The following is a 12454-nucleotide window of genomic DNA, read 5'->3' on the forward strand; positions in this document are numbered from 1 at the left end:
GGCGAGTGTAGTGGGAGGCAAGCGGATTGCCAGCCGCGCGGCTGCATGGTGGCCAGCGGCAGCATGCATTTCGGCAATCGTTTGAGGGGGCGCTGCGCCAAGTTCTCCGCTGTCGTCCCGGACAAGCGTCAGCGCAGATCCAGGAGACGACAGTGGAGATTGGGGAGCGCCCCGGGACGACAGCGGGTTCGCCGTACGACAGCGTGCCCTACTCCGCCAGCGTGAATTGCAGCAGCAGCGTCCGCTGCAGCATCGAGAAATTGTCGTCGGAGATCAGCGTCAGCACGGTCTCGCCCTCGGGCGTGACGTGGGCGTCGATGCCTTCCATGTTGTCGATCTCGTGGCCGAGATCGGCGACGAACAGCGCGGGGCCGTCGACCAGCGCGCCCGGCGCGATCGCCTTCAGCGGGATCGAGCGGATGCGGATGTTGACGCCGGTGAACCAGGAGAACTTGCGCTCGAGGATCAGAAGCTCGCCGGAAGGCAGCAGCACGGCGTCGCTGATGTCGTATTTGTCGATGCGGCGCACGCTGAACTGGCCCGGCGTGGGGCCGCCGATCAGGAACGCCGTGAGATTGCCGTCGGCGTCGAGGCCGCGCTCGGAGAAGGCGATCAGGGTGCCCGCGAGCGGCTGGTCTTTGCCTTTGGGCACGACGACCAGCGCCTCCAGCCCCTTGTTGGAGGGCAGCTTGCGCACGCCCGCCGGCACCGGCAACACCTCGCCGCGGGCGCGGGTGCCGCCCTTGGCAAAATCATAGCGCAGGATCTGGTTGACGCGCTCCAGCCCGACATAGACGAAGCTGCCGTCGCGCGCGATCGCTTCCGAATCCCACCACAGCCGCTTCTCGGTGATCGGCCGGCCCTCGACCCCTAACAGCGGCGCCGCCTCGACATCGTCGAGGCCGGTCATCTTGCCGTCGGCATAGCGGATGCGGCCGGTGAACCAGCCGCCCTGGTCGGAGACCGCGAGGAAGCGCTCGCCCCTGGCATCGAGCCGGATGCCGGACAGGCCGCCGAAGCCGCGATAGGGCGAGGTCAGCACCAGGCCGCTGCGGTACTCCAGCGAGCCGAAGCGCGTGCGCGTGCGGTCGCGCGGCTCGAAATTGGGAATGGCGCGCGCATTGACCTCGACGCTGACCGGATCGGTGACGGCGTTCTCGATCTGGAGCGGGCGCGCCGGCGGCTCGGTCGCGGCTTGCGCCAGCGCGATGCGGGAGACTGCGAGGGTGGAGAATCCCGCCGCAGCGTACCGAAGAAAGCTGCGGCGGGATGAAAGCGTGCTCACGAATGCAGTTTGCGTCGCGGCCGAGCGGGTGCTTGCGTGGGCGCCGTGGCGGTCTCGCTGAACAGCTCGGCGAGCTTCTCGGTGATGGCGCCGCCGAGCTCCTCGGCATCCACGATCGTCACCGCGCGGCGATAATAGCGCGTCACGTCATGGCCGATGCCGATCGCGATCAGCTCGACCGGCGAGCGGGTCTCGATCTCCTCGATGATGTGGCGCAGGTGCCGCTCGAGGTAATTGCCGGGATTGACCGACAGCGTGGAATCGTCGACCGGCGCACCGTCCGAGATCATCATCAGGATCTTGCGCTGTTCGGGCCGGCCGAGCAGGCGCTTGTGCGCCCAGTCCAGCGCCTCGCCGTCGATGTTCTCCTTGAGTAGACCCTCGCGCATCATCAGGCCGAGATTTTTTCGCGCACGACGCCACGGCGCGTCCGCGGACTTGTAGATGATGTGGCGGAGATCGTTGAGGCGGCCGGGATTGGCCGGCTTGCCGGCGGCAAGCCACGCCTCGCGCGATTGCCCGCCCTTCCAGGCGCGCGTGGTGAAGCCCAGAATCTCGACCTTGACGCCGCAACGCTCCAGCGTGCGCGCCAGGATGTCGGCGCAGGTGGCGGCGACCGTGATCGGGCGTCCGCGCATCGAGCCGGAATTGTCGAGCAGCAGCGTGACCACGGTGTCGCGGAACGTCGCTTCCTTCTCGTGCATGAAGGACAGCGGATGATAGGGATCGGTGACGACGCGCGACAGGCGCGCGGGGTCCAAAATGCCCTCTTCGAGGTCGAACTCCCAGGCGCGGTTCTGCTGCGCCATCAGGCGGCGCTGCAGGCGGTTGGCGAGGCGGGCCACGATGCCCTGCAGATGCGCCAGCTGCTTGTCGAGATAGGCGCGCAGCCGCTCCAGCTCGTCATGGTCGCAGAGGTCCTCGGCGGCGATCACCTCGTCGAATTTCGGCGCGAAGGCGTGGTATTCCGGCCCGCGCGGCTCGTTCTTGCCGTGCTGGTTCGGACGCGTCGCCTCGCCCGGCGTCTCGTCGTCGCCGAGCTCGCCGTCGTCGAAGCTGTCGGAGGTCGAGGCCTGCGCGCTTTCCATCGCGCTCTCGCTCATCTCCTCCGATGTCGCCTGGGCCTGGTCGGCGCTCATCTCCTGCGCGGCATCGGAATCGGGCGAGCCCTCGGCGCCGGACTGGTCGTTGTCGCCGTCCTGGTTCTCGTCGTTGTCGTCATCGTCCTCGCTGTCGGCGTTGCGCTCGTCGCCGAGCTCGAGCGCGGTCAGGAGGTCATGCACGGCATCGCCGAACCTGGTCTGGTCCTCGACGAGACTGTCGAGCCGGTCGAGCCGCTTGCCGATCTTGTCTTCGAGGATCGGACGCCAGAGATCGACCATCTTCTTCGCGGCGGTCGGCGGCGCCATGCCGGTGAGGCGCTCGCGCACCAGCATCGCCAGCGCATCGGCCAGCGGGGCGTCGGCGCGATCGGTGATCTCGTCGAACTTGCCGCGATGGAAATGGTCGTCGAGCATCGCGGTGAGGTTCTTCGCCACGCCCGCCATGCGGCGCGCGCCGATCGCCTCGACCCGCGCCTGCTCCACCGCCTCGAACACGCCGCGCGCCTGCGGATTGCCCGGCATCAGCTTGCGATGCAGCTTGGCGTCATGACAGGCGAGCTTGAGCGCGATCGAATCGGCATGGCCGCGCACGATCGCGGCATCGCGCTTGGTCATCTTGCGCGCGGGCTCGGGCAGCCGCGCCTTGCCGGGCGCGAGGCCCGGCCGCTCGGCGGCGAAGGAGACGTCGAGCTCCGGCGCCTTGGCGATCGCCTTCAGGCAGGAGGCGACCGAGCGCTTGAACGGCTCGGTCGGCGCTTCCTTGCTGCTGCGGAATTTGGAGTTGGAGGTGGTCATCTGACCCTATCTGTCGTCCCGGCGAACGCCGGGACCATAACCACCGGCCGCTCTTGTGTCAGGAAACTATCAGCGTCGTTTCAATCGAGACATCACGCGGTATGGGTCCCGGCGTTCGCCGGGACGACACACCGTGAGAGATTAGCTCAGCGCCACGTTGACCGCCGATTCCGGCAGCTCGGCGTTGAAGCAGCGCTGGTAGAACTCGGCGACCAGGGGGCGCTCGAGCTCGTCGCACTTGTTGAGGAAGGTGACGCGGAACGCAAAGCCGATATCGCCGAAGATGTCGGCGTTCTCCGCCCAGGTGATCACCGTGCGCGGGCTCATCACCGTCGACAGGTCGCCGTTGGCGAAGGCGTTGCGGGTGAGATCGGCGAGGCGCACCATCTTGTTGACGATGTCGCGGCCTTCGCTGGTGCGATAGTGCTTGGCCTTGGCCAGCACGATCTCCACCTCCTCGTCATGGCTGAGATAGTTCAGCGTGGTGACGATCGACCAGCGGTCCATCTGGCCCTGGTTGATCTGCTGGGTGCCGTGATAGAGGCCCGAGGTGTCGCCGAGACCGACCGTGTTGGCTGTGGCGAACAGGCGGAACGCCGGATGCGGCTTGATCACCTTGTTCTGGTCCAGCAGCGTCAGGCGTCCGGAGACTTCGAGCACGCGCTGGATCACGAACATCACGTCCGGGCGGCCGGCGTCGTATTCGTCGAACACCAGCGCGACGTTGTGCTGCAGCGCCCAGGGCAGGATGCCGTCACGGAATTCGGTGACCTGCTTGCCGTCGCGGACCACGATGGAATCCTTGCCGACGAGGTCGATACGGCTGATGTGGCTGTCGAGGTTGACGCGCACGCAGGGCCAGTTCAGGCGGGCCGCGACCTGCTCGATATGGGTGGATTTGCCGGTGCCGTGATAGCCGGTCACCATGACGCGGCGGTTGCGGGCGAAGCCGGCGAGAATGGCGAGCGTGGTGGCGCGGTCGAAGCGGTAATCGGAATCGACTTCGGGCACATGAGGATCGACTTCGGAATAGGCCGGGACTTCGAGATCGCTGTCGATCCCGAACACCTGGCGCACCGACACCTTCATGTCGGGCAGACCGGAAACTTCCTCAACTTTGGACATGGCGGCGGTCGTCATCAATCCTCCGAGGTCCCGGGCGGTCCCGAAACCGGTTATTCGCACGTTGGCTGCGGCTGGGTGCTGAAACTCAACCTAGCAGAGACAGATGGCCGGCAGAAGCCCGCCCGCCAATCAAAGTTCCGTTGTCTTTTCATTTAGATAGGCAAGGAACGCAGTTTTTGGAGGGCTGCCTTGCGAATCACGCCCAAATTCGGGCGGGTTCGCGGGGGACCTGCCCACACGAATGGCGCTTTGGCCGCGTGCCCTTACTTATGTAGGGTCGGAAAGCCCCGTGCTCCAGCCCGCCAGAGACGACGTGACGTCCTTTCTCGATCCCCTCATATCCTTCGTCTCCGCCCATCCGTGGCTGGCCTATCTGACCCTGTTCCTGGCGGCGCTGCTCGAAGCCGTTCCGGTGGTGGGCTCGGTGATCCCCGGCTCGACCATCATCCTGGCGCTCAGTGCCCTGGTGCCGGGCGGCGAACTCAAGCTGCAATGGGTGTTGCTGGCGGCCGCGCTCGGCGCCGTGCTCGGCGACGGCTCGGCCTACTGGATCGGTCACCGGCGCCAGCGCGAGATCCTCAACACCTGGCCGCTGACCAACTACCCGCGCGTGGTCGCCGAGAGCGAGAGCTTCTTCAACCGCTTCGGCACCTGGGCCGTGTTCTTCGCCCGCTTCGTGCCGCCGATCCGGGCCTTCGTCCCCGTGACCGCCGGCGCACTCGGCATGGCGCCCGCAAGATTCTACGCGGTGAACATCCCGGCCATCCTGGCCTGGGCGCCCGCCCATGTGCTGCCGGGCGTGCTGGCGGTGTCAGCGCTGCACGAATATGCCGGGCTGCATCATCACGAGCATGTCGGCAAGCACATCTGGATGCTGACCGTGGTGGGCGTTGCGATCGTGGGCGGCGCCGCGGTGTGGCTCTATCGCCGGCGGAATGGCGGCGTCGCTGAGGCGAAGCCGCCAGCTTAGAGGCGACGATGTTATTTGCCCTCAGGCGCATTGAGTAGCACCCATAACCGGGCGATCTTGCCGCCTTCAATCTCGGCGACGTCCGCCCCCGTCACCGCGACCGGGCCGTCCGCAGGCCCTGCGTGCCAAGCCAGATGCGCCAGGCCGTGATGCCCGACGGCGACACCGTCGGGGACAAAGCGGAACGTCGGCCCGAACTGCTTCAAAAGGTTTGCGGCAACGCGGGAAATCTCCTCCCGTCCCTGAACGATAGCCGCTGGCTCGTACATCACGGGCTCTTCAACGTATAACTCGCCTATGGCGGTTCGACGTTTGTCGTCGTTCCGCTCGTTGAAAACGCGCTCCAGATTTGAGCGCAGCAGATGGTCGAAATCGACATCATTGGTGGTCATATCGCAGCCTTTCATCGCATTGTGTTGGAGAGCATCATCGAAGCCATCAGCCGAACTTCACCAGATTCAGCGCCGGAAGCGGACCACCCGGAAACTGGGTCAGCCTGGCTCCGACAGCGAGCGACCCAAGGTCGATGCCAAAGAATCCGAGCCGTTCGATCAGCGCGCCGACAGTGGCCTTCGCCTCAGTATTGTCGCCCGAGTAGAACAGCACGCGCTTGCCGCCATTGCTCGCCGGGTCTGTTGCGAGGAGCTCAGCCAGCAGATGGTTGAACGCCTTCACCACCCGCGCACCGGGCACCAGATCGGCGAAAACCTCGGACGAAGCGCGACCACCGAGCTCAGCCGGCTTGAACAGCGGCGCCTCGATCGGGTTGTTGGCGTCAATGACGATGCGGCCGCCGAAGGACGGCAGGCCGGCAAGCGCATCGGGCAGCTTCGACCAATTGACCGCGACGAACACGATATCCTTGGCGGCGGCTTCCTCGCGGGTGCCCGCGGTCACGAGCGGACCGATCTCGGCCGCGGTCGTTCTAAGGCTGTCCGGACCCCGGCTGTTGGACAGGGTTACGGCGATGCCGTTGCGCGCCAGCGTCTGGGCGATTGCGCGGCCAATATTGCCTGCGCCGATAATGCCGATGGTGGACATGGAAATGCTCCGAGTTGATTGGGATCAGGCGAGCTGATCGGTGGCCCAGAGATGCCTTAAACATTCCCCTTTGATTAGGGCGTTATGGCTCGTAAGATTATCAATGATCACTTGTAAATGAGCCCATGGAAACGCTGGCCAACCTGGAATCCTTCGTTCGCAGCGCCGAATGCGGCAGCTTTTCCGAGGCTGGCCGACGCCTTTTGCTCACTCCGGCGGCCGTCAGCCGCAACGTCGCCATGCTGGAGCGTAATCTCGGCGTCCGATTGTTTCATCGTTCGACAAGACGGCTGACGCTTACCGAGGCTGGCGAGACGTTCCGCACGGCGATTGCCGGCCACCTCGAGGGGCTCCAGGCCGCAATCGCCGGAGTGTCGACCGGACGCGAGGAGCCGGCGGGCGCTCTCAAGATAAGCCTGCCGCCGACATTCGGCGCCGCCCATATCCTGCCGCTGCTTCCCGCCTTCCTGGCCCGTTACCCGCAGGTCCGCCCTGAGTGGCACTTCGAGAACCGCCAGGTCGACCTGGTCGGTGAAGGCTATGACGCCGCGATCGGAGGTGGGTTTGAATTGTTGCCGGGACTCGTCAGCCGAACCCTGGCGCCGGCGCACATCGTCGCCGTGGCCTCTCCAGGCTACATGTCGGGACGGACATTACCGACCGAGCCGGACCAATTGGCCGCGCTGGATGGCATTGTCATGCGCTCGCTGCAAAGCGGGCGGATCCGGCACAGGTCGATGCGCGATGTCTCGGGACGCGAGGTTCAGGCCCCCCTGTCTGAATCGATCGTCGTCAACGACCCCGCCGCGATGCGCGAGGCCGCACGGCTGGGTCTGGGAGTTGCAATGCTCGCTACCGCCGACATTCTTCCAGCGCTCGAAGACGGGTCGCTGCTACGCCTGGTGCCACGTTGGTATTGTGACGCCGGCGCCATCTCGATTTACCACGCATCGCGCAAGCTTGTGCCGGCGAAGACGAGAGTCTTCGTGGACTGGGTCGCCGAGGCATTCAGGAAGAACAGGCTAGCCGAGCGTTTCGCCGGAAGCTTGGGCTGATACCCCATGCGCTCGCGCCGGCCTTGATCCTTACCGGATTCTCCGACCTGGCGCGGGTCCCACATACCTTGCCCTCGGCCTGATCAGCTTGCCGAACTGCAATTGCTCGCTGGCATGGGCGATCCAGCCGACGCTGCGGGCCATCGCGAACAGAGCGAGCTCGCTGCCTCCGGGCAGGCGCAGCGCGTGCACAAGCACGGCGAGCGCATAGTCGATGTTGACGAATTCACCGGTGGCTTCCGCGATGCGCTCCGGCACCTCGCGGGTGAATTTGCGCGGCGCGCCGGCGCGTGACAGTGCGTTGAGCAGCGACTGCGCGCGGGGATCGCCGCGCTTGTAGACGCCGTGGCCGAAGCCGGCAAAACGCTCGCCGAGCGCGACGCGCTCGCGCACCATGGGCTCGACGTCGCGGTCGATCAGCGTCTTGACGAGCTGCGAGGCCAGCACGCCGGCGCCGCCATGCTGCGGCCCTTTCAACGCGGCAAGGCCGGCGATGACGGCATCGTACAGGTTGAGGCCGGTCGAGGCCGCGCAACGCGCGGTGAAGGTCGAGGCGTTCAGCTCGTGATCGGCGAGCAGGACGAGGGCGCGGCGGATCAGGTCGGGCGCGTGCTTGTGGTCCGGCGCCCAGGCTGTTGCGACCTGCTGATGCAACGGCTCGGCCGAAGGCTCGGCATTGAGCATGGTCGCGACCAGTAGCCGGACGATGCGCGCGCCGACCATGGCGCGGCCGTCGGGCGCGCGGGTGAAGGCGCGGGGATCAGTGCTGGCGGCCAGCGCGAACACGGCGATGGCACGGTCGATCGGCGCGGCGCGGCGTGCGGCCGCGGCGATCGCGCGTATCTCCTCGGAGAGCTCAGGTTGATTGTCGGCGGCGAAAGGATCGACGTCGGAGACATCCCAGAGCAGTGTCGCGGCGTGCTCCAGCGTGCCGTTCTCGGAAAGATCGACGCAGTTGACGCCGCGATAGATCGCGCCCTCCTCCGTGATGGTCGAGATCTCGGTGTCCATCACCGGCAGGTCGGCATCGAAGCTGCGCAGGCCACGCGGCTCCGGCGACGGCACCCGGCGCTCCTTCAGCGCCCGGACATCCTCGGCGCGGTAACGGTTCTTGCGCGAATCCGGCGTCGGCTCGGAGCGGATCAGGCCGCGGCTGACGTAGGCGTAGAGTGTGGCCGGCGAGATCGCGAGCTCGGCCGCGGCCTCCCGGGCGGAGAGATAGAGTCCTTCCGGATTTTTCATATTGATTCATGTAATCAAGATTGATCAATGTGTCGAGAGGCCTGACCTTGTCTGCTCCGTGAACAGGAGATTTGGGCCATGAATATCCACCTCACCAAGAGCCAGATCGGGTTGGACGGCGTCCCCGCGGCCGAGACCGTGCTGAGCCATGTCGATGGCGAGCGCGGCGAGCTGATCATCGCCGGCGAGCATGTCGGCCGGCTGGCGAGCCAGTCGAGCTTCGAGGGCGTCACCGCCCGGCTCTGGAACGGCGCCAGCAAGACCAGCCTGAGCGAAGCCAACGTGCGCGCGAGCCTGGGCGCTGCGCGCGAGCGCGCCTTCGCACGCCTGCCGGACCTGCTGCCGCCAACGCGCGGCATGGGCATCATCGACGGATTTCGCGCCGCGGTCGCGGGGCTTCGCGCCGAGCATGGCCTTGCGCATGAAGCCACCATCGTCGGCGCGTTTCCGGTGATCGCCGGCGCGCTGGTCCGCCGCGCCAAGGGGCTCGATCCGGTCGCGCCCGATCCGAATGCGAGCCATGCCGCCGATACGCTGCGCATGCTGCGCGGCACATCGCCTGAACCGCGCGAGGTCGCCGCGCTCGACGCCTATTTCGTTACGGTCTGCGATCACGGCATGAACGCATCGACCTTCGCCACGCGCGTGGTGGCCTCCACGCAGGCCGATCTGTTCGCCGCCGTCACCGCTGGCTATTGCGCACTCACCGGTCCCCTCCACGGCGGTGCGCCGGAGCCGGTGCTGGAAATGCTCGACGCGATCGGCACGAACGAGCGGATCAAGCCGTGGGTCGATGCGGCGCTGGCCCGCGGCGAGCGGCTGATGGGCTTCGGCCATCGCGTCTATCGCGTCCGCGATCCGCGCGCCGACGTGCTGAAGGCGGCGATCGAGCGGCTCTCCGCGGACGGTGCCGACCTGCCCTTCGCCGGCGAGGTCGAGGCCTATATCCGCAGCGCGCTGCGCAAGAAGAATCCGGAGCGGCCGCTGGAGACGAATGTCGAGTTCTTCACCGCGATCTTGCTCGATGCGCTGGCGATCCCACGACAGGCGTTCACGCCGATCTTCGCAGTGGCACGCGCCGCAGGCTGGACCGCGCATGCGCGCGAGCAGCAGCGCACCGGGCGGCTGATCCGGCCGAGTTCGTCTTACGTGGGGGCGATGCCGGAAGGATGAGTATCGCGGATGTCTCCGCAACTCGGAATCGGTAGGGTGGGCAAAGGCGCACTTGCGCCGTGCCCACCATCGGTCCGAAATTACAAGAGATCGTGGGCACGCTGCGCTTTGCCCACCCTACGGCAGTTGCGCGCGCTGAGGCCACTACGCCTCGCGCACCACGGTCTTCAGATAATTATACGCCTTGATGATCTCGATCAGGCGATCCTCGGTGGAGCGGTCGCCGCCATTGGCGTCGGGGTGGTGTTGCTTCACCAGCGCCTTGTACTTGGTCTTGACGTCGGCGAGCGTGGCGCTGGGGCCGAGGCCCATGACCAGCAGCGCCTTGCGCTCGGCGTTCATCACCTTGCGCGTCTCGGCCTTGGGCGCGGCTTCGGGGCCCTTGCGCCAGCTGGCGCGGCCGTTGATCTCGCTGAACATGCTGAACGGATCGGACGCCATGTCGATCTCGGCTTCCGCGCCCTTCTTGCCGCCATTGGCGCCCATCTTCCAGGTCGGGCGGTGACCGGTCAGCGCATCCTTCTGGTAGCGCGCGACGGCGTCGGCGTTCATGCCGGAGAAGAAATTGTAGTTCTGGTTGTACTCGCGCACGTGATCCAGGCAGAAGTGCCAGTACTCGCGCTGGTTCTCGCGGCCCTTGGGCGCACGATGCGCGCCCTTGTTCTGACACCCCGCCCACTCGCAGCCGACGGCGGTGTCGCGCGGCTTCACGTCCGGCTGCTTGCCCCGCGGCTTGACGCGGATGGAGTCGAAGAATTTTGATGAATCGATCGGCATGGCTGACTTTGACTACGCAATGCAAAAACGTTCAAGTCTTGACATTGCAATTCGCCGCAAACCCGGCAATTAACGGGGCGAGATCTCTGCACCCGAATGGCACAACATGGCTATGCGCGACACTATCAGCAACAAGTTGCAGGAAGCTTTCACGCCGGAAAGCCTGCAAGTCGTCGACGAGTCACATTTGCATGAAGGCCATTCCGGCCATCGGCCGGGCGGTGAGACACACTTCCGGGTCTATATCGTATCTGCGGTCTTCAAAGGGAAGAGCCGGGTCGAGCGCCATCGCATGATAAATTCGGCGCTGGCCGCGGAACTCGCCGGCCGCGTGCATGCGCTGGCGATCCAGGCGCAGGCGCCGGGGGAAGGCTAGCTCTTCCTTCTGGCGGGCTTGAACATGATCACAAATGGTCGTCATGCCCGGGCTTGTCCCGGGCATCCACGTTCTTGGTGCGACCAGTAAGACGTGGATGGCCGGGTCAAGCCCGGCCATGACGATATGGAACGTCCGGGCGCAAAACCACTACGTCAAAACGACGTCCCCGCCCGTCTCGGCTTCGCCTCTTCCAGCTCCGCCTCGCGTGCGACCGGCGAAATGCGGAGCGCGGTGATGCGGTTGCGCTCACGGCGGAGCACGCGGAAGCGGAAGCCGTGAAAGGTGAAGCTCTGGCCGCGGTCGGGGATCGAGCGCGCCTCGTGAATGACGAGGCCGGCGACCGTGGTTGCCTCTTCGTCGGGCAGGTGCCAGTCGAGCGCGCGGTTGAGATCGCGGATCGGCACTGAGCCGTCGACCACGACGGAGCCGTCGGGCTGCCGGCGGACGCCGGCGACCACCACGTCGTGCTCGTCGGAGATATCGCCGACGATCTCCTCCAGAATGTCTTCCAGCGTCACGAGGCCTTCGACCTCGCCGTACTCGTCGACGACGAGCGCGAAATGAGTCTTGCGGCGGCGGAAGGCCTTGAGCTGCTGGGAGATCGGCCGCATTTCCGGCACGAACCAGGGCGGCAGCATGATGGTGGTGACGTCGATGCGCGAGGTATCGCCCTCCGAGGCGCGGATGGCCCGCAACAGATCCTTGGCGTGCAGGATGCCGATGATGTTCTCCGACTTGTCGCGCCACAGCGGAATGCGGGTGTACTCGGTCGCCAGCACCTCACGCACCAGCTCCTCCGGCGGCAGGTCGGCGTTGATCATCACCATGGCGGTGCGATGAACCATCACGTCGGACACGGTCAGCTCGCCGAGGCGGAAGACGTTGTGAATGTATTCGGCCTCGCCGCTCTCGATCTTGCCGTGCACGGCCGATTCCTCGACCAGGCCCTCGATCTCGGAATCCGTCAGGATCTCGTGCTGCGAAAACTCCTGGACCCCGATCAGACGCAGGATCGCGCTCGACGCCGCGTTGAGACACCAGCTCAGCGGATAGAACACCAGGTAGGAGACATGCAGCGGATAGGCGATCCACTGCGACACCGGCATCGGCTCCCTGATCGCGAGCGTCTTCGGCACCTGCTCGCCGATGATGATATGCAGCGACGAGAACACCAGGAAACCCGCCACGAACGAGACGAAGTGGAGCGTGGCCTCCGACAGACCGAGCGGCTCGAGGATCGGGCTCAGCAGCGCAGAGACGGTCGGCTCACCGATCCAGCCAAGACCGAGCGACGCCATGGTGATGCCGAGCTGGCAGCAGGCGAGATAGGATTCGATATTTCCCATCATCGTCTGCAGCAGGCGGGCGCCGAAGCGATTCTGCTCGACCATGGCCTTGACGCGAAAGCCGCGGCTCTTCACCAGCGCAAATTCCGCCGCCACGTAGAACGCGTTGGCGGCGAGCAGGAGCACCGCCAGCAGCAGATTGATCGAGATCGAATTCATGTTT

At 65.8% G+C, this 12454-nt stretch carries 12 protein-coding genes; 4 read left to right on the plus strand and 8 right to left on the minus strand.

The features are described from left to right. Positions 1-208: 208 nt before the first annotated feature. From WI560_RS30400 to cobS, 3 genes are all read right to left on the minus strand, one after another. Positions 209-1285, minus strand: coding sequence for an esterase-like activity of phytase family protein (locus WI560_RS30400; protein ID WP_375306113.1), 1077 nt, complete (start codon positions 1283-1285; stop codon positions 209-211). Next, positions 1282-3183 (minus strand): cobaltochelatase subunit CobT, encoded by a 1902-nt coding sequence (gene cobT, locus WI560_RS30405; protein WP_375306114.1) that lies wholly within the window; start codon positions 3181-3183, stop codon positions 1282-1284. The genes WI560_RS30400 and cobT overlap by 4 nt, the downstream gene beginning before the upstream one ends. Before the next feature lie 141 nt (positions 3184-3324). Further along, positions 3325-4308 (minus strand): cobaltochelatase subunit CobS, encoded by a 984-nt coding sequence (gene cobS, locus WI560_RS30410; RefSeq protein ID WP_373568102.1) that lies wholly within the window; start codon positions 4306-4308, stop codon positions 3325-3327. Between the two features lie 313 nt (positions 4309-4621). Here cobS and WI560_RS30415 point away from each other — a divergent pair, with 313 nt between their 5' ends. Beyond that, a complete protein-coding gene (locus WI560_RS30415; protein ID WP_375308949.1) occupies positions 4622-5278 on the plus strand; it encodes a DedA family protein in 657 nt (218 codons plus the stop codon). 11 nt (positions 5279-5289) lie between these two features. Here the strand turns inward: WI560_RS30415 and WI560_RS30420 are convergent, their stop codons facing one another. Both WI560_RS30420 and WI560_RS30425 read right to left on the minus strand, forming a co-directional pair. Beyond that, complete coding sequence (locus WI560_RS30420) at positions 5290-5670, minus strand: nuclear transport factor 2 family protein (protein ID WP_375306115.1); 381 nt, start codon at positions 5668-5670, stop codon at positions 5290-5292. A gap of 46 nt (positions 5671-5716) precedes the next feature. Continuing rightward, a complete protein-coding gene (locus tag WI560_RS30425) occupies positions 5717-6319 on the minus strand; it encodes an NADPH-dependent F420 reductase (protein ID WP_375306116.1) in 603 nt (200 codons plus the stop codon). Between the two features lie 125 nt (positions 6320-6444). Here WI560_RS30425 and WI560_RS30430 point away from each other — a divergent pair, with 125 nt between their 5' ends. Further along, positions 6445-7374 carry a LysR family transcriptional regulator gene (locus tag WI560_RS30430; protein ID WP_375306117.1) on the plus strand — a complete coding sequence of 310 codons (930 nt, stop codon included), beginning with the start codon at positions 6445-6447 and terminating at the stop codon, positions 7372-7374. 30 nt (positions 7375-7404) lie between these two features. Here the strand turns inward: WI560_RS30430 and WI560_RS30435 are convergent, their stop codons facing one another. Continuing rightward, complete coding sequence (locus WI560_RS30435; RefSeq protein WP_375306118.1) at positions 7405-8616, minus strand: citrate/2-methylcitrate synthase; 1212 nt, start codon at positions 8614-8616, stop codon at positions 7405-7407. Positions 8617-8694: 78 nt separating this feature from the next. On the opposite strand from WI560_RS30435, the gene WI560_RS30440 reads away from it, so the two are divergent. Further along, positions 8695-9789 (plus strand): citrate synthase/methylcitrate synthase, encoded by a 1095-nt coding sequence (locus WI560_RS30440; RefSeq protein ID WP_375306119.1) that lies wholly within the window; start codon positions 8695-8697, stop codon positions 9787-9789. 144 nt (positions 9790-9933) lie between these two features. Here the strand turns inward: WI560_RS30440 and WI560_RS30445 are convergent, their stop codons facing one another. Then, complete coding sequence (locus WI560_RS30445; RefSeq protein ID WP_028139023.1) at positions 9934-10566, minus strand: J domain-containing protein; 633 nt, start codon at positions 10564-10566, stop codon at positions 9934-9936. Positions 10567-10672: 106 nt separating this feature from the next. On the opposite strand from WI560_RS30445, the gene WI560_RS30450 reads away from it, so the two are divergent. Beyond that, positions 10673-10942, plus strand: coding sequence for a BolA family protein (locus WI560_RS30450; RefSeq protein ID WP_375306120.1), 270 nt, complete (start codon positions 10673-10675; stop codon positions 10940-10942). Positions 10943-11097: 155 nt separating this feature from the next. On the opposite strand, the gene WI560_RS30455 is transcribed toward WI560_RS30450, so the two are convergent. Further along, entirely contained in the window at positions 11098-12450 is a 1353-nt protein-coding gene (locus WI560_RS30455; RefSeq protein ID WP_375306121.1) for a hemolysin family protein, read from the minus strand. Positions 12451-12454: the final 4 nt, after the last annotated feature.

Source organism: Bradyrhizobium sp. A11 (assembly GCF_042077125.1).
In the GTDB taxonomy this organism is placed as follows: Bacteria; Pseudomonadota; Alphaproteobacteria; order Rhizobiales; family Xanthobacteraceae; genus Bradyrhizobium; species Bradyrhizobium japonicum_B.